Origin of the sequence: Sediminicoccus sp. BL-A-41-H5, from assembly GCF_050632405.1 — a bacterium.
Lineage (GTDB): Bacteria > Pseudomonadota > Alphaproteobacteria > Acetobacterales > Acetobacteraceae > Roseococcus.
The window spans coordinates 4631372-4654660 of sequence record NZ_CP192601.1 but is presented as its reverse complement, the minus strand read 5'-3'; the positions used below and the strand labels follow the sequence as shown (position 1 = coordinate 4654660).

General features: G+C 69.9%; 23 protein-coding genes. 3 read left to right on the top strand and 20 right to left on the bottom strand.

Going from position 1 to position 23289, the window contains the following annotated elements; all coding sequences use genetic code 11:
* Positions 1 to 9: 9 nt before the first annotated feature.
* Genes ACQ860_RS22815 through ACQ860_RS22785 form a run of 7 tightly spaced genes read right to left on the bottom strand, consistent with a single transcriptional unit; the run spans position 10 to position 6480 of the window.
* Positions 10 to 1197 carry an ABC transporter substrate-binding protein gene (locus tag ACQ860_RS22815; protein ID WP_431305593.1) on the bottom strand — a complete coding sequence of 396 codons (1188 nt, stop codon included), beginning with the start codon at positions 1195 to 1197 and terminating at the stop codon, positions 10 to 12.
* Complete coding sequence (locus ACQ860_RS22810) at positions 1194 to 1946, bottom strand: ABC transporter ATP-binding protein (RefSeq protein ID WP_431305592.1); 753 nt, start codon at positions 1944 to 1946, stop codon at positions 1194 to 1196. The genes ACQ860_RS22815 and ACQ860_RS22810 overlap by 4 nt, the downstream gene beginning before the upstream one ends.
* Positions 1939 to 2715, bottom strand: a complete 777-nt coding sequence (locus ACQ860_RS22805; protein WP_431305591.1) for an ABC transporter ATP-binding protein — start codon at positions 2713 to 2715, stop codon at positions 1939 to 1941. Before ACQ860_RS22805 ends, ACQ860_RS22810 begins: the two co-directional genes overlap by 8 nt.
* Entirely contained in the window at positions 2712 to 3548 is an 837-nt protein-coding gene (locus ACQ860_RS22800; RefSeq protein WP_431305590.1) for a branched-chain amino acid ABC transporter permease, read from the bottom strand. Before ACQ860_RS22800 ends, ACQ860_RS22805 begins: the two co-directional genes overlap by 4 nt.
* The gene (locus tag ACQ860_RS22795) at positions 3545 to 4420 is read right to left on the bottom strand and encodes a branched-chain amino acid ABC transporter permease (RefSeq protein ID WP_431305589.1); all 876 of its coding nucleotides are present in this window, start codon (positions 4418 to 4420) and stop codon (positions 3545 to 3547) included. Before ACQ860_RS22795 ends, ACQ860_RS22800 begins: the two co-directional genes overlap by 4 nt.
* Positions 4417 to 5898 (bottom strand): 4-hydroxyphenylacetate 3-hydroxylase family protein, encoded by a 1482-nt coding sequence (locus ACQ860_RS22790; RefSeq protein WP_431305588.1) that lies wholly within the window; start codon positions 5896 to 5898, stop codon positions 4417 to 4419. Before ACQ860_RS22790 ends, ACQ860_RS22795 begins: the two co-directional genes overlap by 4 nt.
* 21 nt (positions 5899 to 5919) lie before the next feature.
* Complete coding sequence (locus ACQ860_RS22785; protein WP_431305587.1) at positions 5920 to 6480, bottom strand: MarR family winged helix-turn-helix transcriptional regulator; 561 nt, start codon at positions 6478 to 6480, stop codon at positions 5920 to 5922.
* A 121-nt stretch (positions 6481 to 6601) separates the two neighbouring features.
* On the opposite strand from ACQ860_RS22785, the gene ACQ860_RS22780 reads away from it, so the two are divergent.
* Positions 6602 to 6982: a hypothetical protein gene (locus ACQ860_RS22780; RefSeq protein ID WP_431305586.1), complete on the top strand. Its 381-nt coding sequence runs from the start codon at positions 6602 to 6604 to the stop codon at positions 6980 to 6982.
* A 120-nt stretch (positions 6983 to 7102) separates the two neighbouring features.
* Complete coding sequence (locus ACQ860_RS22775; protein WP_431305585.1) at positions 7103 to 8368, top strand: MFS transporter; 1266 nt, start codon at positions 7103 to 7105, stop codon at positions 8366 to 8368.
* A 6-nt stretch (positions 8369 to 8374) separates the two neighbouring features.
* Here ACQ860_RS22775 and ACQ860_RS22770 read toward each other — a convergent pair whose 3' ends face one another.
* Together ACQ860_RS22770 and ACQ860_RS22765 are read right to left on the bottom strand one after the other, a co-directional pair.
* Positions 8375 to 9448, bottom strand: a complete 1074-nt coding sequence (locus tag ACQ860_RS22770) for an efflux RND transporter periplasmic adaptor subunit (protein WP_431305584.1) — start codon at positions 9446 to 9448, stop codon at positions 8375 to 8377.
* Positions 9445 to 9912 carry a MarR family winged helix-turn-helix transcriptional regulator gene (locus ACQ860_RS22765; protein WP_431305583.1) on the bottom strand — a complete coding sequence of 156 codons (468 nt, stop codon included), beginning with the start codon at positions 9910 to 9912 and terminating at the stop codon, positions 9445 to 9447. Before ACQ860_RS22765 ends, ACQ860_RS22770 begins: the two co-directional genes overlap by 4 nt.
* Positions 9913 to 10002: 90 nt before the next feature.
* On the opposite strand from ACQ860_RS22765, the gene ACQ860_RS22760 reads away from it, so the two are divergent.
* Positions 10003 to 11499 carry a DHA2 family efflux MFS transporter permease subunit gene (locus ACQ860_RS22760; RefSeq protein ID WP_431305582.1) on the top strand — a complete coding sequence of 499 codons (1497 nt, stop codon included), beginning with the start codon at positions 10003 to 10005 and terminating at the stop codon, positions 11497 to 11499.
* A 12-nt stretch (positions 11500 to 11511) separates the two neighbouring features.
* On the opposite strand, the gene ACQ860_RS22755 is transcribed toward ACQ860_RS22760, so the two are convergent.
* The 11 genes from ACQ860_RS22755 to ACQ860_RS22705 all read right to left on the bottom strand — a co-directional run bounded on the left by ACQ860_RS22755 (position 11512) and on the right by ACQ860_RS22705 (position 23288).
* A complete protein-coding gene (locus tag ACQ860_RS22755) occupies positions 11512 to 12486 on the bottom strand; it encodes a Bug family tripartite tricarboxylate transporter substrate binding protein (RefSeq protein ID WP_431305581.1) in 975 nt (324 codons plus the stop codon).
* Positions 12487 to 12506: 20 nt separating this feature from the next.
* On the bottom strand, positions 12507 to 13538 hold the full coding sequence (locus tag ACQ860_RS22750; RefSeq protein WP_431305580.1) for an LLM class flavin-dependent oxidoreductase: 1032 nt from the start codon (positions 13536 to 13538) through the stop codon (positions 12507 to 12509).
* 29 nt (positions 13539 to 13567) lie between these two features.
* Positions 13568 to 14533 carry an aldo/keto reductase gene (locus ACQ860_RS22745; protein WP_431305579.1) on the bottom strand — a complete coding sequence of 322 codons (966 nt, stop codon included), beginning with the start codon at positions 14531 to 14533 and terminating at the stop codon, positions 13568 to 13570.
* Positions 14533 to 15519, bottom strand: a complete 987-nt coding sequence (locus ACQ860_RS22740; protein ID WP_431305578.1) for a tripartite tricarboxylate transporter substrate binding protein — start codon at positions 15517 to 15519, stop codon at positions 14533 to 14535. The genes ACQ860_RS22745 and ACQ860_RS22740 overlap by 1 nt, the downstream gene beginning before the upstream one ends.
* Positions 15520 to 15789: 270 nt before the next feature.
* On the bottom strand, positions 15790 to 16764 hold the full coding sequence (locus ACQ860_RS22735) for a Bug family tripartite tricarboxylate transporter substrate binding protein (protein ID WP_431305577.1): 975 nt from the start codon (positions 16762 to 16764) through the stop codon (positions 15790 to 15792).
* 496 nt (positions 16765 to 17260) lie between these two features.
* Entirely contained in the window at positions 17261 to 17638 is a 378-nt protein-coding gene (locus ACQ860_RS22730; protein ID WP_431305576.1) for a Na+/H+ antiporter subunit G, read from the bottom strand.
* Complete coding sequence (locus ACQ860_RS22725) at positions 17635 to 17916, bottom strand: K+/H+ antiporter subunit F (RefSeq protein ID WP_431305575.1); 282 nt, start codon at positions 17914 to 17916, stop codon at positions 17635 to 17637. Before ACQ860_RS22725 ends, ACQ860_RS22730 begins: the two co-directional genes overlap by 4 nt.
* Positions 17913 to 18404 carry a Na+/H+ antiporter subunit E gene (locus ACQ860_RS22720; RefSeq protein WP_431305574.1) on the bottom strand — a complete coding sequence of 164 codons (492 nt, stop codon included), beginning with the start codon at positions 18402 to 18404 and terminating at the stop codon, positions 17913 to 17915. Before ACQ860_RS22720 ends, ACQ860_RS22725 begins: the two co-directional genes overlap by 4 nt.
* Positions 18401 to 20008, bottom strand: coding sequence for a monovalent cation/H+ antiporter subunit D (locus ACQ860_RS22715; protein WP_431305573.1), 1608 nt, complete (start codon positions 20006 to 20008; stop codon positions 18401 to 18403). The genes ACQ860_RS22720 and ACQ860_RS22715 overlap by 4 nt, the downstream gene beginning before the upstream one ends.
* Positions 20005 to 20349 (bottom strand): Na+/H+ antiporter subunit C, encoded by a 345-nt coding sequence (locus ACQ860_RS22710; RefSeq protein ID WP_431305572.1) that lies wholly within the window; start codon positions 20347 to 20349, stop codon positions 20005 to 20007. Before ACQ860_RS22710 ends, ACQ860_RS22715 begins: the two co-directional genes overlap by 4 nt.
* Entirely contained in the window at positions 20349 to 23288 is a 2940-nt protein-coding gene (locus ACQ860_RS22705) for a monovalent cation/H+ antiporter subunit A (RefSeq protein ID WP_431305571.1), read from the bottom strand. Before ACQ860_RS22705 ends, ACQ860_RS22710 begins: the two co-directional genes overlap by 1 nt.
* Between the last annotated feature and the right edge of the window lies 1 nt (position 23289).

Genomic DNA, 23289 nt, shown 5'->3' with positions numbered 1-23289 from the left:
GCCGCCGCCTCAGGCATTGGCCGGCGGCGGGCGGCTGCCGACCAGCACGAAATTGCCGTCACGCACCTCCAGCACATAGGTGGTCTTCAGCGCGTCGCCCTGCTCGGTGAAGCGCGCCAGCGTGCCCTCGATCGTCTCCACATTGCGCATGGCGCGCAGCGCGTCGCGGATCGCGGCGCGCTCGGCGGCAAGGCGCGCGCGTTCGCCCGTCACGCGCACCTGGCGCATCGCGGCGGCGTAGAAGTGGACGATGCTGTGCGCGGCCGCGTCATACATGCCGGGCCGCAGGTCACCCGTCTCGCCGGCCGCCTGGGCGCGCCTCACGAATTCGTCGCGGAAGGCGATCGCGCGCGGACTGTCGAAATTGTAGAAATGCGTCGAGGAGACGAGCGTGCCATTGCCATCCGCGCCCATACGCGAGGGCAGGTTCACATCGACGATGGTGGTGCCACCCACGATGCGGCCGCGCATGCCCTGGCGCCGCATCTCGCGGACCAGCACGATGGCGGGCTCCGGCGGGCCACCCATGCAGACAAGGTCCGGCGCGGCCCCGCGCATCTGCGCGACCTGGGCCGACATGTCGAAGGCCGCGACCGGGAAGGAAACGGTACCCGTCACCGGAATGCCCGCGGCCTGGAGCAGATTGGGAAACACCGAGGTGCCCATGGAACGGCCGATCACCTCATCCGTCGTATAGGCGATGGCGGCGTTGCGGGTCTCGATCCCCTTCTCACGCACCACCGAGAGGAGGCGCTCGAAGAGATACGCCTCGTCCGAGGTGTTGCGGAAGGCGAAGCGGAACGGGGCGGCGAGGCCCGGGGCGCTGCTGGCGATGGCCATCTGCGCGATGCCCAGTCGGTCCCCCACCGGGAAGGCCACGCGGCATTCGCTGCTGCTGAAGGGGCCGATCACCGCAAGCGCGCCGTCATCTTCCGCGAATTGGCGCGTCGCGATCGCCGCCTGTTCGGGGCGCGAGGCGGTGTCGAAGCTGCGGATGGCGATCGGCCGTCCATGGATACCGCCCGCCGCGTTCACCTCCTCGACCGCGAGGTTCACCGCGATCTCGTTGCGCCGGGTAAGTGAGACCCAGTTGCCCGACTTGGCCGTCGTGAAGCCCAGCGGCAGAGGGCCCGCTTGCGCGGAGGCGATGGCGGGCATGGCAAGCCCGGCCAACAGCAGAGGGCGACGGCGGATCATGGGGAAACTCCTTCCGTTGGGATGTGGTGGGACGGTTCCTCGGGCGCGCTTCCGCCCAGATAGGCGCGGCGCACGCGGTCATCGCGGAGCAACTCGGGCGATGGGCCGTCAAAGGCGGTGCGGCCCAGTTCGAGAACAAGGGCGTGGCGGCTCGCCTCCAGCGCCAGCATCGCATTCTGCTCGACCAGCAGGATGGCGATGCCCTCGGCATTCAGGCTCGCGATCAGCGCGAAGACCTCGGCCGTCAGCCGTGGCGAGAGGCCGAGCGAGGGCTCGTCGAGCATGATGAGCATGGGACGCGCCATCATCGCGCGCCCGATGGCGAGCATCTGCTGCTCGCCGCCCGAGAGCACGGCGGCCTTCATGTGCCGGCGCTGCGCCAGGTTGGAAAAGCGGCCGTAGATGGCGTCCAGCTCCGCGGCACCGGGCGTATCGCGGCGCGGATAGGCGCCCATGAGGAGGTTCTCCTCGACCGTCAGGCTGGTGAGCACGCGGCGCCCTTCAGGCACCATGACGAGGCCGCGGCGCACACGCTCGGCGGGCTTGAGGCGCGTGATGTCCTCGCCCCGGAAGCGGATGCGCCCCGCCTGCGCCGGCAGCAGGCCGAGCAGCGTGCGCAGCAGCGTCGTCTTGCCCGCGCCATTGGCGCCCAGCACGGCCATCACATCGCCATCGCCGACATTCAACGACACCTCGGCGAGCGCCTTCACCGGCCCATAGGCGGCGGAAAGGCCGGTCGCCTCAAGCATGGGCGTAGCGCTCCGGCGCATGGCCCAGATAGGCTTCGATCACGGCGGGTTCGCGCGCGATCTCGGCCGGCGTGCCCTCCGCGATCTTCTCGCCGAAATTCAGCACGGCGGCGCGCTGGCAAAGTCCGCCGACGAAATGCATGTCATGCTCCACCACCAGGAGCGTGACACCCCCCTCGGCCACGCGATGGAGCTCCGCCAGCAGGGCGCCGCGCTCCTGCGTGTTCAGCCCCGCGCAGGGCTCGTCGAGCAGCAGCAGGCGCGGCCGCGCCATCAGCGCGCGCACCACCTCGACGCGCTTACGCAGGCCATAGGCCAGGCCGGCGGCCAGGCTTCCCGCATGGCCAGCCAGCCCCGCCTCGGCGAGGCGCGCCCGCGCCTCCTCGCGCAACGCCTTGCCCCGGCCCAGGCCGAGCGGCAGCAGCATCGCGAGCGGCCCACCGGCATGCACATGCGCGCCCAGCAGCACATTCTCCAGCACGGTCAGATGCCCGATCAGCCGGATATTCTGAAAGGAGCGTGCAAGCCCGTGGCGGATGCGCCGGCGGGGAGCCACGGGCACGAGGTCCAGGCCGCCCAGCCGGATCTCTCCGGCATCGGGCGCGTAATAGCCGTTGATCAGGTTGAAGACGGTGGTCTTGCCCGCGCCATTGGGGCCGATCAGCGCCACGCGCTCGCCCCGCCCCACCTGGAGGTCGAGACCCCGCACGACATCCAGGCCCCCGAAGCTCTTGCGCAGGCCGCGGATGTCAAGCAGCGGCGCGATCATGCCAGCCGGACCACCCGGCGCAACCGCATGAGGTCGGCGCGCGTGACAAGGCCTTGCGGCCGGACCGCCATCACGAGGATGACGGCCGCGGCGAAGAGGACGTAGCGCCAGGCGGCAGCCCCACGAAAAATCTCCGGCAGCAAGGTAAAGAAGGCGGCACCGATCGCCGGCCCCCAGACCGTCTGCGTGCCGCCCAGCACCACCGAGAGGACAATGGTGACGGAGAGCAGAACGCTGAAATGCTGCCCCTCGATGAAGGAGAAATGATGCCCATAGAGCCCGCCCGCCAGCCCCGCCAGCACGCCGCCGATGGTGAAGGCGGCGAGCTGCGTAAAGGGCACATGCACGCCGAACAGCGCCGTCACCGTCTCATCCTGCTCGATGGCGTGCAGGTTCATGCCCAGCCGGCTCCCGCCCAGCCAGAGCGCCAGCAGGAAGACGCCGGCCGCGCAGGCGGCGATGGGGGCGAGGCCCAGATGGCCGATTACCGGATAACCCGCCGCGCCGCCCACCACATCGAGGTTGATCAGGATGCCCCGCACCACTTCGTTGAAGGCGAGCGTGGCCAGCGCGAGATAAAGCCCCCGCGTTCTCAGCACCGGCCCTCCGATGGCCAGGGCGAGCCCGCCCGCGCAGACCGCCCCCGCCGCGATGGCCATGGGCAGCGACCATTCGAGCTCATTGCTCAGCACGGCCGAGGAATAGGCGCCGATCGCCATGAAGCCGGCCGTGCCCAGGTTCACCTGCCCCGCCGCCAGCGGCAGCCAGGCCGCATAGGCCGCGATGATGTTGATCGCGAGCAGCGTGAGGATGGCGGCGGTATAGCCGCTCACAGCTTCTGCTGCCCAAGCGCGGGGTCCCCGAAGAGGCCGGTCGGCCTGATGATCAGGCTCAGCAGCAGGATGCCGAAGACGACCACGTTCACATGATCGGCCGAGAGGGCGCCGACGGCGAAGATCTCGACCAGTCCGATCACGAGCCCGCCGATCACCGCCCCCCAGATATTGCCCATCCCGCCCAGCACCATCGCCGAAAGCCCCTTGAGCGCCACCTGGTCGCCCATATAGGGCGAGACCAGCTGGTAGGAGAGCGAGAAGAGCACGCCGGCCAGCGCGCAAAACAGCCCGGCGAGCAGGAAGAGGCGCGGCGCCACGCGATCCACCTCCACGCCCAGCATGGTGGCCGTCTCGGCATTTTCCGCAACGCTGCGAATGCCGCGGCCGAGCTTGGTTCGCTTGAGCAGCGCCTGCAGGCCGATGACGAGGCCGATGGACAGGATGAGCCCGAAGAGCTGCGGCAGGCCGATCACGATATCGCCCACGCGCCAGTTCGCGTCCCCGAAGGGCGAGGGAATGGCCCGCGCATCGGAACCCCAGCGTACCAGCACGAGGTTCTCGAAAAGGATGAGGAAGCCGAGCGAGGAGACCAGTGGGATCAAGGGTGGCCCGCCGCGCTGCAAGCGCCAGGTGAGCCGCTCCACCACCAGTGAGGCCAATGCGGCCACGGTCAGCGCCAGCAGCACCGCGACGGGCCAGGCAAGGCCGGCGGCGACGCCGGCCCAGGTGAGAAAGCCCCCCAGCATGAAGAGCGCCGGGACGGAGAAGTTCAGGAAATTCAGGCAGCCGAAGAAGAGCGTGAAGGAGACGGCGACCAGAACGTAAATGCCGCCCAGCATCAGCCCGTTGACGAGCTGCTGTGCAATCACGCCGCGCGTCCCGGCGCGGCACCTTCCGGCATGCCATAACTGCCCAGCAGCCCGTCCACCATGCCAAGCGCACGCTCCCAGTCATAGGTGCGCCAGGAGTGCCCGCGCGTGACGAATTGCGCGCCGGCATAGAACATCTCGTATTGCAGGTGGCGGCTCGCGAATTCGCTGCCCACCGCATCCCAGGCCAGCTTCATGAACTTCACCCGCTCATCCGGCGTGGCGACCGGTGATTGCTGCGTGGTGCGGATGATGCGCGCTATCTCGGGATTGCCGTAATCCGCCGCCGAGGAGGGCAGCATGATCATGCCGCCCCCGGCGAGGTCGCGGATGGTGGAGACGATCTGCGGATAAAGCTCCTGCGTCAGCACCTGGGCCGCGTACATCATGTGCTTGTTGGGCACGAACCATTCGCCCTGCTGGGAGCCCGAGGCCTCCATGCCATGCAGGATGGCCTCGACGCCCGCGGCCTGGGCCGCCAGCTTGCCCAGCGCATCCCGTACCGGGGGCATGTTCACCGTGCCGATGGTCTCGGCCACGCGGCGGGCGATGCCGGTCAGGAAGCGCAGCTTCTCCGTCAGGCGGATCTGCGCCTGATAGTTCTGCATGGTGTGGCCCCAGGTGTCGTGGAACTGGGCGCGGCACATGTCGGTGTCGCGATGCACAAAGACACGCTCCCACGGCACCTTAACATCCTGGAACCACACCACGGCGTCATTCTCATCGTAGCGCGATGAGAGCGGGTTGTCCCATTCGCTCACCGCATGCGCCTCGTAGGATTTGCGCGAGAGAACCTTGAGCCCCTTGGTGTTCATCGGCAGCGCGCAGGAGAAGGCAAGGTCCTCCTCGCCCGGCTTCAGCGGCTGCAAATTCGCCACCAGCACCTCATTGGCCATGATGGAGGAGGTGCCAAGCATCTTGCCGCCGCGGATGGTGATGCCGCCCGCATCCTCATCCACAATGCGCGCGGAAAGATCGGCCTCCGCCTGCTCGCCCCAGGCCTTGGAGCGGTCGGCCTGCGGGTTGATGATGACATAGGTCAGGAACCAGTCCTGGCGCGTCGCCTCGGCCACGTAGTCGCGCAGCGCGCGGGCGCGGGCGGGGCCGTGCTTCTCGAAAACCTCGACGCCCATGACCTGGCCGATCAGCGCCGAGGCCACATGATCCGGGCTGCGGCCGATGAAGCCGCAGGATTGCGCCGACCAGGAGGAGAGCGCCTGGCGCCGCGCCACAAGCTCCTCGCGCGAGCGGGGCATCTGCCAGGCCCGGCTCACGCGGCGCCCGCCGCCACAGTCGAAGGTCATGCGCTCGATGTTCTCGGGACGCGCCTGGTAGTCGTAGAGCATGCCGGCCGATTGCACGGCGCCGCGAAACGCAGGGTGCGTCGTCACATCGGCGACGAGCGCGCCGTCGAGATAGACGCTGCGGCCATCGCGCAGGCTCGAGATGTGCTGGGCGCCAGTCTTCACGTCAGCCATGCTGGGACACTCCCTCGGGGTTCATGCGGCACCGCGCTGGTCCTCGGCGGCAAGCACACGCTGCAACTCAAGCGCGCGGTCGGCCGCACCCGTCAGGCTCTCGACGAGGCGCAGCAGCGTGCGGAATTCTGCGCGCGTGAGCGGGCCGAATTCGATGTCGTTCACCAGCCGTTGCGTCGGCGCGAGGGCTGCGAGGCGGGCAGTTCCGGCCGCCGTGACGGCGAGTTGCACGCGGCGTCCATCCTGCGGGTCGCGGCGCTTCTCCAGCAATCCGGCGGCTTCAAGCTTGTTCGTCTCGGCGGTGATGAAGGCCGCGCTCACCTTCATGTGGCTAGCGACGTCGCTCACCGAGACCGGGCCCTGCGTGCCCAGGTGCAGCACGGAAATCAGGATGGAATAAGCCGGGCCGGCGAGGCCGATGCGCGCGGCATGACCGTCGCGCAGCGCTTGGTGGCGCTGGGAGAGCGCGAGCAGGCCATTCACCAGCCGGCGGAAGGCGGCATCCGACCCGTCCTCCAGCAGCGCCGGCCGGGAGGTGGTCAGCGGTGCGGGGCTCGGCATTGTGGCGCGGCGCTTCGGCATGAGGGAAGCGTAGGTTAACTAGATTAACCATTGCAACGCATTTCTCCTGGGCCCGACCGATTGGGAGAGTGGACAGCAGAGCTGAGTTTCTTCAGCATTTTGTCAGAACAGGGAGGCAGGCATGCCCATCAACAAGGCCCATCTCGAATTCCACGCGCTGGATCTCTCCGCCGGCTGGGAAACGCCGCCCGGCTATCCGCCCGGCATCCAGCAGAAGATCCTGGCCGGCGCGCTCGATGAGGTCGGCAAGCGTGGCTGCCGCACCCGCCTGCTGCGCTTCGCGCCCGGCGCCTTCACGACCGCCCCCTTCGTGCACGACTACTGGGAGGAGGTGTTCCTGGTGACCGGCGACCTCTTTGTCGGCAATGACGCTGAAGGCAAGGGCGGCGAGAAGTTCCTGCCGATGACCTACGCCTCGCGGCCGCCGGGCGCGTGGCATGGCCCGTTCCGCAGCGAGGGCGGCTGCATCCTCTATGAGAGCCACAGCTACGATCCCGCCTGAGCGGCCGGCGTGACGCGGGGCTGAATCCGCCCCATGGTCGCGGCAAGGCGCCACGCCAGGGGGAACACCCGGCCAGTCGGCGCCACGGAGGAGACCGATGCCGCATCGCCGTGCGCGCTCATGAACGCGCCTGCACCCGACCCCACAGCGCCGGCGGCATCTCGAGGCGGCACATCGCCCTTCAGCCAGCGCAGCTTCCGCTTCCAATGGCCCTCGGACCTCGCCGTCTCATGGGCCTTCGAGATGGAGACGCTGCTGCTGGCCTGGTTCGTCCTGGTCGAGACGGGGTCGGTCATCTGGCTCACCGCCTTCGGCGCGCTGCAATTCGTGGGGACGCTGATCTCGCCGCTTTATGGCGTGGCGGGCGACAGGCTCGGTCAGCGGCGCGTGCTCTCCTGCATGCGGGCGGCCTATGTGGCGCAGGCATCATGCCTGGCGGCGCTCGCGCTGACGGGCCAGCTCAGCGTCGTGGCGGTCTTCATCATCGCGTTCGGCATGGGGCTGGTGCGGCCGTCGGACATCGGCGTGCGCAACGCGCTGATCGCAGCCACCATGCCCGCCCCTCTGCTCGCCAAGGCCATCGGCATCGAGCGCGTGAGCATGGACGCCGCGCGCGTCGTCGGCGCGCTGACCGGCGCGGGCATCGTGGCCGCGCTCGGGATGGGCCAAGCCTATGTGGTGGTGGCGCTGCTCTACCTCATCAGCCTCGCGCTCACCTTCGGCATCCGCGAGCCCGCACGGGAGGCGGCAAGCCTCGCTCCGGCCTCCGTCATCGCCATCTGGCAGGAGCTGGGCGCCGGCATCGCCTATGCCCGCCGCACGCCCGCGCTCATGGCGGCACTCTTCCTCGCCTGCCTCGCGAATTTCGCGGCATATCCTCTCACCGGCGGCCTGCTGCCGCATGTCGCGCGCGAGGTCTACCGGATCGACCAGACCGGCCTCGGCACGCTCTTCGCCTGCTTTTCGGGTGGGGCTGTTCTGGGCTCGCTGCTCGTCAGCCTGCGCGGCGTCGGGCCGCAGCCGGCCCGGATGATGACAGCCTCGGCTGCCTTGTGGTTCCTCTTCCTGATGGTCTTCGCGCAGGTGGACAATGTCGCCATCGGCATGGCGCTGCTCATGGTCACGGGTTTCCTGCAGAGCCTGTGCATGGTGCCGATGTCGGTATTGCTGCTGCGCATCACCGCGGCGGCATTTCGTGGACGGATCATGGGCCTGCGCATGCTCGCCATCTATGGGCTGCCGGTGGGGCTGTTGCTGACGGGGGTGGGCGTCGCAGAGATCGGTTTCGCGGCAACCGCCATGATCTTCGCCGCCTTTGGCCTTCTGGCGACGCTGGCCATCGCCTGGCATTGGCGCGCGGCCCTCTGGCGCATACCGCCGCCGTGAGGCAGCCTACCTCATCCCCTGCGCCGCGCTGCCTGGGATCAGGCCCCGCAGATAGCTCGCGATATCCGCGAACTCGCGCTGCCGCCCGGTGTCGATCGAGACGGTCGCCGTGATGCCCGCCCGAAGCGGCGGCTCGTCCGGGCGCGGCAGCAGGCGGATGCGCACCGGCAGGCGTTGCACCACCTTCACCCAATTCCCCGACGCATTCTGCGGCGGCAGGATGGCGAATTCCGCACCGGTTGCGGGACTGATGCTCTCCACCTCCCCCTCCCAGACCAGGCCCGGATAGAGGTCCAGCACCACCTGTACGCGCTGCCCTATGCCGACATGCGCCAGCGTGGTCTCCTTCAGATTGGCATCCACCCAGGGCCGGCGGTCCGAAACCAGGGCGAAGAGAGGTACGGCCGCGCGCAGCTGCTCGCCGCGCTGCACCCGCATGTTCACCACCGTGCCGCCGACCGGCGCCTTGATCTGGGTCCGCGCGAGATCCAGCGCCGCGCGGTCCCGCTCCACCAGGCGCTCGCGCACATTGGGGTGATCATCCACCGGCAGGTCCGCGTCGCCCTTCAGCGTCGTGAGCAGCCGCACCAGGCGCTGGCGCACCACATTGATCCGCTCGCGCGCCACATCCGCGTCGTTCTGCGTCTCCTCCAGCCGTGTGGCCGGCGAGACGCCGCGCGCCGCCAGTTCCTGCTGTCGGCGCGCCTGGCGTTGCAAATGATCGGCGCGCGCCTGCAATTCGCCGAGTTCGCTCTGCGTCTCCCGGTAGGTGGCACGCGCGACTTCGACCAGGGTGCGCGCGGCATCCAGCTCCGCCTCGGCCTTCTCGACAGCGAGGCGGAAGGGCTCGGGGTCGATCCGCAGCAGCACCGTGCCGGCCTCCACCCGCGCATGGTCCCGCACCAGCACCTCGACGACGCGCCCCGTCACCTCGGGCGCGATCTGGACGATGTCGGCGCGGACATAGGCGTTCTCGCTGGTGATGTAGCGCCCTCCCTGCTGCCAGATCAGCAGCCCGCCCAGCACGGCCAGCGCCGGCACCAGCAGCAGGAGCACCGAACGCAGGCGGGGCGTGCTCACGGCGCATCCTCCTTTGCGCCGCGCGGGCCCATGGCCTGGAGCTGCTGCTTCACGCGCTCCATCATGGCGGTGAGGACGGCGCGTTCCTCATCCGCCAGCCCGCCCATCATCTCGTCGAGGAATTCGGTGGCGATACGGCCCATCTCGGCCTGGATGCCATCGGCCTCGGCCGTCAGGTGCAGGCGGTTGACGCGCCGGTCGGCCGGGTCGGGCCGGCGGACCAGCCAGCCGCGCCGCTCCAGCCGGTCCAGCATGCGTCCCGCGGTCGCGCGCTCCATCTCCAGCATCTCGGCGAGCTCGGTCTGGGTGATGCCGGGATAGCGGTGCAGCCGGCTCAGCACCTGCCATTGCGGGCGCGTCAGGCCGATCTGGCGCGCGCGGCGGTCAAAGGCCGCACGCATCATCCGCGCCACGTCGGTGATCAGGTAGCCGATATGCCGGCGATCAGCCTGGTCCGGCGGCATCAAAAGCCTCGCCTTCCGATTGTTGTCATGGCTATCATTGTTCGGACAACCATCGCCCGGCTACAAGCGAAAAAGGGAGGCCCTGCCCGGATGCGCAGCGAGGAGCTCTCCGTCCCGCGCCGGATCGCCATCCTGGCGGCGGTGGTGCTGGGCTCCACCCTTTATGCGACGACGCTGCTCGTCGCCTCCTCCCTGCTGCCGCAGATGCAGGGCAGCTTCGCCGCCACGCCGGACGAGATCGCCTGGACCACCACCTTCAACATCCTGGCCACCGCCATCGTCACGCCGACCACGGGCTTCCTCGTTGCGCGCTTCGGCCGGCGGCGGGTGATGATCGTCTGCGTAACGGGCTTCACCATCGCCACCTGGGCCTGCGGCCAGGCGGAGTCGCTGGAGGCCATCGTGCTCTGGCGCATCGTGCAGGGGGGTATCGGCGCGCCGGTCGTGCCGCTCTCCAACGCCATCGTGCTGGACAGCTTCCCGCGCCACCAGGCGGGCCTTGTCAGTTCCATCTACGGCATGACGGTGGTGCTGGGCCCGGTGATCGGCCCCGTCTTCGGCGGCATCCTGGCCGAGACCTACAATTGGCGCTGGGCCTTCTACATGATCGTCCCGGCCGGGGCGGTGGCCGCCGTGGCCCTGCATTTCGCCCTCCCGCCCGATCGCGACGAGCCCCGACAGCCCATGGATTGGCTGGGTTTCCTGCTGCTGGCCACGGCAATCGCCTGCGTGCAGCTCGTCCTCTCACGCGGGCAGCGGCTGGACTGGTTCGACTCCACCGAGATCATCCTGGAGACCTGCCTCGCCGTCCTCGCCTTCTACGCCTTTGTCGTCCACTGCCTGACGACGGAGCGGCCCTTCCTGAACCTGCGCCTGCTGCGCCACCGCAACTACGCGCTCGGGCTCATCCTCGTCTTCATCTACGGTATGGTGAACTTCACGCCGATCGTGCTGCTGCCCACGCTGCTGCAGCAGCATGCCGGCTATCCGGACAGCATCATCGGCATGATCGTGGGCTATCGCGGCCTGGGCGGCGTTGTGGGGTTCGGCCTGACGCTGCTGATCGGCCGCTGGGATCCGCGCATCGGCATGAGCATCGGCTTCGGGCTGCTGGTGGTCTCGGGGCTGTGGCTGATGAGCCTCGACCTCAACGCGGGGGTGAACCTGCTGCTGGCCAATTCGGTGCTGCAGGGTGTGGCCGTCGGCATCATCTGGGTGCCGCTGACGGTGATGACCTTCGGCGACCTCGACACCCGCGACACGCCGGAGGGGATGTCGGTCTTCCACCTGTTGCGCAACATCGGCTCCAGCCTCTTCATCTCGCTCAGCGTGACCGAGATCGTCCGCTCGGGCGCCATCAACTACAGCCGCATGATGGAGATGCTCTCGCCCTACAACCGCGCCCTGCTCTGGCCAGGCAGCATGGGCGGTTGGGAGATGGAGACAGCGCAAGGGCTTGCCCGCCTCTCGCGCGAGGTGGACCGCCAGGCGGCCATGATCGGACACCTCAACGCCTTCGGGATGTACATGGCGGTCTCCGGCCTCGCCATCCTCTTCGTGCTGCTGGTGCGCGGACGGCGGCGCTGAGCGGCGCCGCGCTCAGCGGATGCGCACCCCCGTCTCCTCGATGATGCGGCGCCAGATGGGCGCGTCATGCGCGATCATCGCCGCGAACTCCTCAGGACTGCTGCCGATGGCCTCATAACCCACGCCGCGGATCAGGTTGGTGGGGCCGGGCCGGCGCACCGCCTCGCCCATCGCACGGCCCACCGCGGCCACGATCGCGGGGGGCGTGCCGGCCGGCAGGAACATGCCCTGCCAGATCTGCGGGTCGAAGCCCGTCATTCCGAGCTCGGTCAGCGTCGGCACACCGGGCAGGTCACGCGCGCGCTGGGGGCCCGTGACGCCGAGCGGGCGGAGCTGTCCGTTGCGGATGAAATCGCGCGCCGAACCGGCATCGATGAAGCCGCAGCAGAGCCGCCCCGCTATCAGCTCCGAGATGAACTGCGCCGTGCCGCTGAAGGGTACCGGCTCGACATCCAGCCCCAGCTGCCGGGCCAGCAGCATCCCCTGCAGATGGCTCGCAGAGCCATAGCCATAATTGCCAAAGGCCAGAGGCTCGCGCGTGTTCCGCGCCCGGGTGGCGAATTCCTGCAGCGTCGTGACCGGCAGGCCGGCGCGCACCACGAAGACGCCCATCGCCGCCGTGATCTGCGAGACGGGCAGCAGGTCCCGCCCGATGATGTAGGGCAGGTTGCTGTCCAGCATCGGCCCGATCAGCGAACCGGAGACGGCGGAAAGGATGGTCATGCCATCCCGCCGCGATTGCATGACGCGCGTGGCCCCCAGCACGCCGCCGCCACCCGGCACATTCTCCACCACAACCGGCTGGCCCAGGATTTCCGAGAGCGGCTCGGCCAGCACGCGCGCCACGGCATCCGCCGCGCTGCCGGGGGCGCCGGCCAGCACCAGGCGCACCGTGCCGCCACCGGGCTGCAGCGCCTGCTGCGCCGTTGCCGGTGCCGCCAGCATCAGCAGGGCGAGGAGGGTCAGCCAGGAACGTCGCATCATCATGGATTCTTCCTTCCGCGCCATCAGGCCGCCACCGCGTGGATCTCGCGCAGCGCCGGCATCACCTCGGCCGCATAGAGCCGCACCGAGGCCTCCACATCCGCGGGTGCGAGGCCGCCGAAGGTGAAATTGCCAATCAGGTAGTTCAGCCCGCCTTCCCGCACCTGGCGCCCCAGCGCATCGCGCACCGTGGCGGGCGAACCGGCGATGGCCTGGCCCGCCTCCACCAGCGTGTCGAAATCGGGCGGCAGCTTCGCATTCACCGGCTGCGTGCCATGCTTGTGCCAGAGCTTCATGAAGTGGCGGTAGAAGGTGGGCCAGGCGGTACGGCCCAACTCCAGCGCCTCGGCATCCGTGTCCGCCACCAGGATGTAGCGGTTCACGCCGATCAGCGGTTCCTTCCCGCCCTGCGGATGCGCGGCGTGCCACTCGGCCCGGTAGCGGTCCGCCACCGCGCGCACCCGCGCGACCGGCCCGCCGCAGAGCACGTTCACGCCGTTCTGCGCGGGCCAGACGGTGGAGTCGGGCGAGGCGAGCGCATACCAGATGGCCGGATGCGGCTGCTGCAGCGGCGCGATCTCCTTCGGCACGTCGTCGATCTGCCAGAAGCGGCCCTGATGCGTGAAGGAATCCCCCGCCGCGAAGAAGCCGCGGATCACCTCCAGCGCCTCGGTGTACATCTCGCGCGCATGCGCCACATCCACGCCCAGCGCCGCGAGTTCATGCGGCGAGGCGCCGCGGCCGATGCCGAATTCGAAGCGCCCACGGCTGAGATGGTCCAGCATGCACATCTCCTCCGCCAAGCGCAGCGGATGATAGGTCGGCAGCAGATAGACCAGTGGGCAGAGGCGCAGGTTGCGCGTGCGCTGCGTGAGGGCGGCGATGAAGACGCTGGGCGAAGGCGCGGTGCTGAGCGGCGTCGCGTGGTGCTCGCTCATGTGGTAGCGGTCAAAGCCCAACTCGTCATATAGCGCGGCGAGGCGCAGCCGATGCTCGTACTGGTCGGCCAGCGGCAGGTGGCCGCGGTCATTCTGGTCGAAGATGCCGAACTGCATGGGCCTGTCCTGCCTTGGAGATGCGTTGGTCATGGCGCCGGCACGATGCGCGGCGGGGCGGTGATGCGGTCGATCTCCGCCAGCTCCTCCTGGCTCAACGCCCAGCCGGTGGCGGCGATGTTCTGCGTGATCTGCTCGGGCTTCGTGGCGCCAGCGATGACGCTCGCCACTGTCGGCCGCGCCAGCAGCCAGGAGAAGGCCAGTTCCAGCATCGTGCGGCCGCGCGCGGCGCAGAAACCCTCCAGCGCCTCCAGCACGGACCAGTTGTGGTCGGTGACGAAATGCCCGGAGAGCACAGGCGTGATGGCGAGCCGCGCGCCAGGCGGCATCGGCGCCTCGCGGCGATACTTGCCGGTGAGTAGCCCGCTCGCCAGCGGGAAATAGGGCAGCAGGCCCAGGCCATGCGCCGCCATGGCGTCCAGCAGGCCTAGATCGGGCTCGCGCGCCAGGAGGCTGTATTCGTCCTGGCAGGAGATGAAGGCGTTGAGCCCGGCCGAGCGCGAGGTCCAGAGCGCATCCACCACCTGCCAGGCGGCGAAGCGCGAGCAGCCGATATAGCGCAGCTTCCCCTGGCGGATCAGGTCGTCCAGCGCACGCAGCGTCTCCTCGATCGGCGTCAGCGGATCGAACTTATGCACCTGGTAGAGATCGATCCAATCGGTGTTCAGCCGCTTCAGGCTTTCCTCGATCGAGGTCATGATGCTGGCGCGCGAGACGCCACCGAGCCGCCCGCCCGGCATCGGAATGCCGACCTTGGTGGCCAGCACGACCTCCTTGCGGCGCGCGCCCAGGATCTGGCCGAGAAACTCCTCGGAGCGCCCGGCCGCGCCACGCGGATAGACATTGGCCGTGTCGAACAGCGTGATGCCGTGGTCCAGCGCCGCATGCACCACGGCCTGCGTGGCCTCGAAATCCGACCGCCCGCCGAAATTGTTGCAGCCGAGGCCCACGGCGGAGACGCGCAGGCCGGAGCGGCCGAGCTGGCGCTGCTGCATCACTCCACCCGCGCGCCGGAGGCCGCGACCGCGCCGCGCCAGCGCGCCATGTCCTGCCGCAGGAAATCGGCGAAGTCGGACGGGCTGCCGGGGACGAAGGTGACGCCCTGCGCGGCCAGGCGCTCCCGCAGTTCCGGTGCGGCGAGCGCGGCGGCGATGGCGCCATTCAGGGTCCGGATCACCGCTTCCGGCGTGCCGCCGGGGGCCACGAAGCCCTGCCAGCCCACCGCCTCGAAGCCCGGCAAGCCCGCCTCCGCCGCGGTCGGCACATCGGGCATCGCCGCGAGCCGCATGGCCGAGGTGACGCAGAGCGCGCGCAGCGTGCCCGCAGCCACCTGCGGCATGGCACCGGGCGGATCGGCGGAGAGAACCTCCACCTGCCGGCCGAGAATCGCCGCCATGGCCGGCGCCGCGCCATTGAAGGGCACATGCGTCATCTCGATGCCAGCGCGCTGCATGAACAGCGCCATGGCGAGATGCGGGAAGGTGCCCGAGCCCGCGGAGGCATAGTTCAGCCGGCCCGGCGCCTCACGCGCGAGCGCGATCAGCTCGGCCAGGTTGCGCGCCGGCACATCCGCCCGCACGACGAGCACATTCGGCACGGCGATGGCGCGGATGATGGGCGCGAAGGCCGTCTCCGTCTCATAGGGCAGGCTGCGATAAAGGCTCGGATTGATGGCGAGGCTGGTGTTGGCGAGCAGCAGCGTGTGCCCATCCGGCGCCGCCGCGGCGACGGCGCGTGCCCCGGCAATCCCGCCTGCGCCGGGGCGGTTCTCGACGACGGTCGCAACACCCAGGCTCAGGCGCAGCCGCTCCGCCACCAGCCGCGCCAGCGTGTCGGCCAAGCCACCCGGCGCGAAGGGCACGACGAGGGTGATCGGCCGTGACGCAAAAGCCGGCGCCTGGGCCGCCGCCCGCAGGGACGTGGCCAGCAGGGCCGCGGCAGCCAGGCTGCGCCGCCCCCAGATGACGCGGGAATGCGCCATGGAACCTCCCTCCCTCCGTGGCCCGACAGGGGGCCTTGTTCTTGCTCCACAGCGTGGCGGGCGCGCGCCAGGACTGTCAATCATGCCGCCTTGTCATCGTCCTCGGCCGCGACCGGCGCATCCTGGCGCGAGGTCCCGGTGCGGCTGAACTCCGCCCTGCGTAGGAGGGACCGTGCGCGCGGCCAATCCTCCAACCCGGAGATGGACGGCCCGCTGGGAAGGGCGACATGGCCCGGCCATGGTCCGCGCCGTGGCGCGCTGACCGCGCGCTCAGTCCAGCACGATATTGGCACCCCGGATGACGGCGCCCAGCGTCTCGATCTCACGCCGCGCGAGCGCATCGAGTTCGGGGATGGTCATTGCCGCTGTCGCGGCGCCGCCCTCCTCCGCGCGGCGGCGGATGCCGGGGTCCAGGGCCAGGCGGCGGAACTCCGCATTCAGCCGGCCCAGCACCGGCTCCGGCACGCCGGCCGGGGCGAAGAAGGCGAACCAGGCATCCATGGTGAAGCCCGGCAGCCCGGCCTCGGCCGTCGTCGGCACATCGGGCAGCCCCGCGCTGCGGGTGGCGCTCGCCATGGCGAGCGCCTTGACCCGCCCGGCCTGCACCAGCGCGATGGCCGACGAGGGTGTGGTGATGAAGATCTCCACCCGGCCACCCGCGACATCCTGCAGCGCGGGTGCCGCGCCGCGATAGGGCACATGCACCATGGGGGCGCCGATCGCGCGCGAGAGCACCTCGCCCGCGATGTGCTGGATCGAGCCATTGCCCGAGGATGCGTAGTTCACGCGCCCCGGATTGGCGCGGGCATAGGCGATGAACTCGGCCAGCGTATTGGCCGGCAGGTTGGGCGCGGCCAGGATCACATGCGGCGCCATGGTCGCCATCGCGACCGGTGCGAGGTCGCGCACCGGGTCCCAGGTGATGTTGCGCATCATGGCCGGATTGCCGGCATGGTAGCCCGAATACTGCAGCAGCAGCGTATGGCCATCAGGGGCGGCGCGCACGGCGGCCTGGATACCGATATTGCCATTCGCCCCCGGCCTGTTGTCGATCACCACGGGAACGCCAAGCGCCTGTGACAGCCCTTCCACGAAAAGGCGAGCGGCGAAATCCGAACCGCCGCCGGGCGGATTGGGCACGATGATGGTGATGCTGCGGCTGGGCCAGCCCTGGGCCAGACCATCGCGCGGCAGAAGAGCGAGGGCAGGCGTGGCGAGCAGCGCGCGGCGGGCAATGCCGGTCATGGGGATTCCTCCGTTTCTTGACGCCGAGTGTCGCGGCAGCGGCGCGCCGGGGCAAGCGGGGGAAGGAGGACGGAAGCACGGCATGCATGCCGGCCCCACCTCTCCCTCGCGCAGCCGCGCCGACGCGTCAGCCGGGAGCCCCGGCGCGGGCCGTCACCGCACCTCGCTCCAGGCCGGCCTTGGCTTGCAGCCCCTTCATTCGGGACGGATTCCCGTGCGCCGGCTCCGGCAAGGCGCGCGGTGCCAGCATCACGACCCGCGGGTCCACCACGAAGCCGGGACGTCGTGACGGACAAGGGCACCGGACGCCCGAAGGCGATGTGCGGCGCGGCGGAGGTCACGCTATCGAACATCATGTCCACCAGCCCGGCCACCCGGTCGGTCACCGCCGGGGCCGATCGGCGTCAGGGCACGCGCTCGAGCGTGATCCCGGCCGGGTCGGCGAAGAGGGCGCTGGCGAGATGAATGGAGGTTCCGCCGCCGGCCGAGGTCTGGCCTACCGATCGCTGCCCGTGCGGTCCTGCGTCGCCGTGAGCGGCGGCGGTACCTTCGGATCGCCTGCGGCGCGGTCGCGATGGAGCGCCGCGCGGGCGAGCAGCATGAGCGTGACCGGCGTGGTGACCACCATGAACACGGTGATCAGCACCTCGTGCAGCACCGGCCGTGTCTGCAGGACGGAGAAGAACAGCATGGAGGCCAGCAGGATGCTGCCGATCCCGAGCGTCGTGGCGAGCGTGGGGGCGTGGACGCGCTCGTAGAACCCGCGCAGCCGAAGCAGCCCGATGGAGCCCACAAGCCCCAGACCCGCGCCGAGCAGCAGCAGCAGCGCGACGGGGATCGCCGCCCAGAAGGGAAGGTCCGCCGCCTGGCTCATTCGATGACCTCGCCCCGCATGAGGAATTTGGACAGCGCGGCCGTCGCGACGAAGCCGAGCAGGGTGATGAGCAGCGCGGCCTCGAAATAATGGGTGCTGCCGGTCCGGATGCCGAACACCAGAAGGAGCATCGCAGCGTTCACATAGAGCGTGTCGAGCGCGAGCACGCGGTCCCGCGCGCGCGGGCCGATGAGCATGCGCAGCGCCGCGCAGCCCATTGCCGCGGCGAGCAGGATCTGGGCGGCCAGGACCGACCAGGCGAGCAGCGCGGCGCTCATTCGAAGATCTCCATGAGCCGTCGCTCCCATTTGTCCTTGATCGTGCGGACCCAGCTTTCTTCGTCCACCATGTCCAGCACATGCAACAGCATCGTCCCGTCCTGCGCATCGTAGTCCACCCAGACCGTGCCGGGGGTCGCGGTCAGGATGCAGGCCAGGGCGGACAACCCATAGGGGCTGCGCATGTCCAGGGGGATGTGGACGAAGCCGGCGCGGCGGCCGCTCGGCGCGGCCGGTTGGAGGATGATCCGCGCGACGGCGTTGTTCGACCGTACGATCTCCACCAGCACATCGAACAGCAGGCCCGGCACCGCGCGAAGCCGCCCGACGCGGCCCTTGGGCATGCCGAGCGCCGCGAGGACATGAACGGCCGCCACGGCCAGGACGCCGCCGAGCAGGATGGCGCCCGGCGAGACGCTTTCGAGCAGCAGCAGCCACAACGCGAAGAAGGCCAGTGCCAGCAGCGGATGGGGCAGCAGGCGGGTCATGGACGTGGCTCCGGCTGAGCGGCGGCACCACCAAGCACGCCCTCCAGATAGGGTCCGGGCGCGTGCAGCGCCGAGGCGGCTGCGAGGGTGTAGTCCATCACGGGCCCGGCCGCGACGGTGAGCACGGCGCAGAGCGCGAGCAGCAGCCCGACGGGCGCGACCTCCAGCAGGCTCACCCGCGGCACGGCGATGGGCGAGGCCCAGAAGATGTCGATCCCCGTGCGCACCATCGCCACCACCGTCGCCAGCCCCGAGAGCACCAGCGCGGCGATGAAGGCCCAGCTCGCGCCGGACACCGGCGCGCCGGCCGGTCCGAGCAGCGGCGCCATGATCGCGAACTTGGCGAGGAAGCCCGAGAGTGGCGGCAAGCCCGCCAGCAGCAGCGTGCAGGCCATGAAGCCGAGGCCGAGCATCGCGACCATGGCCGGGATCGCGACCCCCACGGCCTCAGGTTCCCGCATGTCCTCCTTGTCCTCGCCGCTGCCGAAGGCCTCGCGCGTCACCGCCAGCACGTCCGCGCCGACCTCCCGTCCGCGCTCCACGAGCTCGATCAGCAGGAAGAGGGAGCCGAGCGCGAGGACGGAGGTGGCGAGGTAGAGCAGCGCGCCGCCCGTCACCGCCGCCTGGCCCGTGCCCACGGCGGCCAGCAGCGTCCCGGAGGAGACGAGTACGCTGGCTCCCGCCATGCGCGGCAAGTTCTGCGCCGCCAGCACCGCGACCGAGCCGAAGGCGATCGTGAGCAGCCCGCCGGCCAGCAGCACCGTGGCCCCGAAGCCGGCCGAGGCGCCGCCCTCCTCGCCGAACAGCAGCAGCCAGACCCGCAGCACCGCATAGACGCCGACCTTGCTGAGGATCGAGAGGATCGCGGCCGCCGGCGCGGCTGCGGCCGCATAGGTGCCGGGCAGCCAGAAGCCGAGCGGCCAGATCGCCGCCTTGATCAGGAAGGCGACGCCCATCACCGCGAGGCCCGCCTCGAGCAGCGCGCGGTCCGCGTCCGCCACGTCGCGCATCCGCGCTGCCAGATCGGCCATGCTGAGCGTGCCGGAGATGCCGTAGACGACGCTGACGCCGACCAGGAACAGCAGCGATGCGACCAGGTTGACGACGAGATAGTGCAGCCCCGCCCGAACGCGCGCCGTGCCCGAGCCGTGCAGGGCGAGGCCGTAGGAGGCGGCCAGCATCACCTCGAAGAAGACGAAGAGGTTGAACAGGTCGCCGGTCAGGAAGGCGCCGTTCAGCCCCATCAGCTGGAACTGGAAGAGCGGATGGAAATGCGTCCCGGCGCGGTCCCAGCGCGCCAGCGAGAAGATGAAGGCAGCGAGCCCCAGCACGGCGACGAGCGCGAGCATCAGGGCCGAGAGCCGGTCATGCACCAGCACGATGCCGAAGGCCGCCGGCCAGTCGCCCTTGCGGTAGACCCGGACCTCGGGCGTGTCGGCCATGCCGAGCAGCAGGACGGCAAGGCCCAGGAGCGTCACCGTCGATGCGAGCCCGAGCGCCACGACTGCCCCGCGCCGGCGGTCGCCAGCCAGGATCATCAGCGCGCCGGCGAACATCGGCACGAGGATCGGCGCCGCCACCAGGTGGTCGGTCCAGGCGATCATCGGTCGCGCTCCCGCCCGTCCACATGGTCGGTGCCGGTCAGGCCCCGCGCGGCGAGCAGCACGACGAGCAGCAACGCCGTGGTGGCGAAGCCGATCACGATGGCGGTCAGCACGAGCGCCTGGGGCAGCGGGTCGGTGAACTGCGCGAGGCTGCCCTCCTGCCCCTTCTCCAGGATCGCGGCTGCGCCGGTGCGCAGGCCGCCGGTCGAGAAGATGAACAGGTTCACCGCATAGGCCAGCAGCGACAGGCCGATGATCACCTGGAAGGTGCGCGGCCGCAGCAGCAGCCAGACGCCCGATCCGGCCAGCACCCCGATCGCGAGGGAGACGACGAGTTCCATCAGCCCTCTCCCGCTGCGGCAGGTTGTGCGGGCGCTGCCGGCCTGCGAGGCGTGGCGCGGTGCGCGCGCACGGACTGGTGCGCGAGCGCCACGAGCATCAGCAGCGTCGCCCCCACGACGAGCGCGAAGATGCCGATGTCGAAGACCAGCGCGCTCGCCGTCGGGACCTTGCCGATGACCGGCAGTTCCGCATAGGCGAAATAGGTCGTCAGGAACGGGCGGCCGAAGGCGAGTGCCGCGAGCGCGGTGCCGGATGCGACCAGCAGCCCCCCGCCGATCCAGAGCTGCGGGCGCAGGCGCAGCCGATCCTCGGTCCAGTCGGTTCCGGCGATGATGTACTGCAGGATGATGGCGATCGCGACCACCATGCCGGCCGAGAAGCCGCCGCCCGGCAGGTCATGGCCGCGCAGCAGCAGGAAGAGCGCGACGATCAGCATGGCCGGGAAGACGAGGCGCGTCAGGGTGAAGGGCACCAGCAGCCAGTCCCCGCCCGCGCGCGGCTGGCCGCGGCCCGTCACCGCCGCACCCGCCACGGCGCCATCGGCCTGCACCTGCTGCTCGGGCAGCGCGACGCTGTCCGGCGCAGGGCGGAAGCGGCGCAGCAGCGCATAGGCGGTCAGCGCGACGGCGGCGACGACGAAGATCTCGCCGAGCGTATCGAAGCCACGGAAATCCACGAGGATGACGTTCACCACGTTGGTGCCGCCACCCTCGGTGTAGCCGCGCTGCAGGAAGTGCTGCGCCAGCAGCTCCGGCGGCACCCGCGTCATCACCGCGTAGGACAGCGCCGCGAGCCCGCCGCCAGCCGCCACGGCGAGGGCGAGGTCGCGCAGCCGCCGGGTGCGGGTCAGCACCTCCGGCCCGCGGTCGCCAGGGAGTTCGACACGCTTCGGCAGCCAGCGCAGCCCGAGCAGCAGAAGGACGGTGGTGACGACCTCAACCGTCAGCTGCGTCAGCGCGAGATCCGGGGCGGAGAACCAGACGAAGGTGACCACCACCGCGAGCCCGGTGCCGCCCAGCAGCATCAGCGCAACGAGGCGGTGGAATTTCGCCATCCAGGCGGCGCCGACGGCGCAGGCGCCGCCCACCAGCCAGATCAGCGCGAGCACCGGGTCCACCGGGGAGGCCGACAGGTTGCCCGGCCCGAAGCCGCGCAGCCACACCGCCGCGCCGCCCGCCAGGACGGCGAGGAGGACGATGAGCCGCAGCTGCGGCTGCAGCCGGCGCGTGCCCGCCAGGCCCTCGGCGCGGCGCGCCAGCCGCCAGGAGAGGAAGACCATCGTCCGCTCGAAGATCCGCTGGCCCTCGATGCGGCGGAGCAGCGGCTCGCCCTCGATGTCGCTGCGCAGGCGGCGCTGCAGCAGGAGATAGAGCAGGAGGCCGCCGGCCAGCGCGATCATGCTCATCACCAGTGGCAGGTTGAAGCCGTGCCACACCGCGAGGCTGTAATAGGGCACGTCGTCACCCAGGATCGAGCGCACCGCGAGGTCGAGGAACGGCCCGATCGTGGCGGCCGGCAGGACGCCGACGCCGATGCAGATCAGCACGAGGATCTCGACCGGCAGCCGCATCCAGTTCGCTGGCTCATGCGGCGCGCGGGGCAGGTCCGTCGGCTCCGGCCCGAAGAAGGCGCCGTGGATGAAGCGCAGCGAATAGGCGACGCTGAAGGCGCTGAAGAGCATCGCCGCAAAGGGCAGGACGTTCAGCAGGCCGTAGGGCGTGTCGGCCGACAGCGCCTCGGCGAAGAACATCTCCTTCGACAGGAACCCGTTCAGCAGCGGCACGCCCGCCATCGCCGCCGCAGCCACCAGCGCGAGGCGCGCGGTGAAGGGCATGGACCGGTTGAGCCCTGACAGCCGCCTGATGTCACGCGTGCCCGTCTCGTGGTCGATGATGCCGGCCGCCATGAAGAGCGAGCACTTGAAGGCCGCGTGGTTCAGGATGTGGAACACCGCGGCGACCAGCGCGAGTTCACTGTTCAGGCCGAGCAGCAGCGTGATCAGGCCGAGATGGCTGATCGTCGAATAGGCCAGCAGACCCTTCAGATCATTCTGGAAGATCGCGACGTAGGCGCCGACCAGCAGCGTGATCAGCCCGGCCGATCCCACGATCATGAACCAGGCATCGGTGCCCGACAGGACGGGCCACAGGCGCGCCAGCAGGAACACGCCCGCCTTCACCAGCGTCGCCGAATGGAGATAGGCCGAGACCGGCGTCGGCGCCGCCATGGCGTGCGGCAGCCAGAAGTGGAAGGGGAACTGCGCGCTTTTGGTCAGCGCGCCGAGCAGGATCAGTCCCAGCGCGACCGGGTAGAGCGCGTGTTCGCGGATGCGGTCCCCGGCGGCCAGCACCGCGTCAAGATCGTAGCTGCCCACGATGTGGCCGAGCACCAGCACGCCCGCGAACAGCGCAAGCCCGCCGGCCGCGGTGATGGTCAGCGCCATACGCGCGCCGTCGCGCGCGGCCGCAGTGTGTTGCCAATAGCCGATCAGAAGGAAGGAGAAGAGGCTCGTCAGTTCCCAGAAGAAGGCGAGCTGAACGAGGTTGCCCGAGATCACCACCCCCGTCATCGAGCCCATGAAGGCGAGCAGGAAGGCGAAGAAGCGCGGGACCGGGTCTTCCTCGGCCATGTAGTAGAGGGCGTAGAGCACGACCAGCGCACCGATCCCTGTCACCAGCCCGGCGAAGAGCCAGGCAAAGCCGTCCATGCGCAGCGAGAAGCTCAGGCCGAGCGTGGGCATCCAGGCGAACTCGGCCCGGAGCACGCCGCCGCCCGAGACGGTGGGGTAGGCCGCCCAGACCAGCATCAGGCCGACCAGCGCGATGCCGCCCGCCAGCGCCGCCGCCGCATTCCGGGCGTGGGTCGGCAATAGTCCGGCGACGAGCGCGCCGCCGAAGGGCAGGGCAACGAGGGCCAGCAGGAGGAGGGTGTCGGGCATC

Coding starts and splice junctions, on each gene's coding strand:
- ACQ860_RS22815 (WP_431305593.1), bottom strand. CDS start 1,197: ATGATCCGCCGTCGCCCTCTGCTGTTGGCCGGGCTTGCCATGCCCGCC.
- ACQ860_RS22810 (WP_431305592.1), bottom strand. CDS start 1,946: ATGCTTGAGGCGACCGGCCTTTCCGCCGCCTATGGGCCGGTGAAGGCG.
- ACQ860_RS22805 (WP_431305591.1), bottom strand. CDS start 2,715: ATGATCGCGCCGCTGCTTGACATCCGCGGCCTGCGCAAGAGCTTCGGG.
- ACQ860_RS22790 (WP_431305588.1), bottom strand. CDS start 5,898: ATGGCTGACGTGAAGACTGGCGCCCAGCACATCTCGAGCCTGCGCGAT.
- ACQ860_RS22785 (WP_431305587.1), bottom strand. CDS start 6,480: ATGCCGAAGCGCCGCGCCACAATGCCGAGCCCCGCACCGCTGACCACC.
- ACQ860_RS22780 (WP_431305586.1), top strand. CDS start 6,602: ATGCCCATCAACAAGGCCCATCTCGAATTCCACGCGCTGGATCTCTCC.
- ACQ860_RS22775 (WP_431305585.1), top strand. CDS start 7,103: ATGAACGCGCCTGCACCCGACCCCACAGCGCCGGCGGCATCTCGAGGC.
- ACQ860_RS22765 (WP_431305583.1), bottom strand. CDS start 9,912: ATGCCGCCGGACCAGGCTGATCGCCGGCATATCGGCTACCTGATCACC.
- ACQ860_RS22760 (WP_431305582.1), top strand. CDS start 10,003: ATGCGCAGCGAGGAGCTCTCCGTCCCGCGCCGGATCGCCATCCTGGCG.
- ACQ860_RS22755 (WP_431305581.1), bottom strand. CDS start 12,486: ATGATGATGCGACGTTCCTGGCTGACCCTCCTCGCCCTGCTGATGCTG.
- ACQ860_RS22750 (WP_431305580.1), bottom strand. CDS start 13,538: ATGCAGTTCGGCATCTTCGACCAGAATGACCGCGGCCACCTGCCGCTG.
- ACQ860_RS22745 (WP_431305579.1), bottom strand. CDS start 14,533: ATGCAGCAGCGCCAGCTCGGCCGCTCCGGCCTGCGCGTCTCCGCCGTG.
- ACQ860_RS22740 (WP_431305578.1), bottom strand. CDS start 15,519: ATGGCGCATTCCCGCGTCATCTGGGGGCGGCGCAGCCTGGCTGCCGCG.
- ACQ860_RS22735 (WP_431305577.1), bottom strand. CDS start 16,764: ATGACCGGCATTGCCCGCCGCGCGCTGCTCGCCACGCCTGCCCTCGCT.
- ACQ860_RS22730 (WP_431305576.1), bottom strand. CDS start 17,638: ATGAGCCAGGCGGCGGACCTTCCCTTCTGGGCGGCGATCCCCGTCGCG.
- ACQ860_RS22725 (WP_431305575.1), bottom strand. CDS start 17,916: ATGAGCGCCGCGCTGCTCGCCTGGTCGGTCCTGGCCGCCCAGATCCTG.
- ACQ860_RS22720 (WP_431305574.1), bottom strand. CDS start 18,404: ATGACCCGCCTGCTGCCCCATCCGCTGCTGGCACTGGCCTTCTTCGCG.
- ACQ860_RS22715 (WP_431305573.1), bottom strand. CDS start 20,008: ATGATCGCCTGGACCGACCACCTGGTGGCGGCGCCGATCCTCGTGCCG.
- ACQ860_RS22710 (WP_431305572.1), bottom strand. CDS start 20,349: ATGGAACTCGTCGTCTCCCTCGCGATCGGGGTGCTGGCCGGATCGGGC.
- ACQ860_RS22705 (WP_431305571.1), bottom strand. CDS start 23,288: ATGCCCGACACCCTCCTCCTGCTGGCCCTCGTTGCCCTGCCCTTCGGC.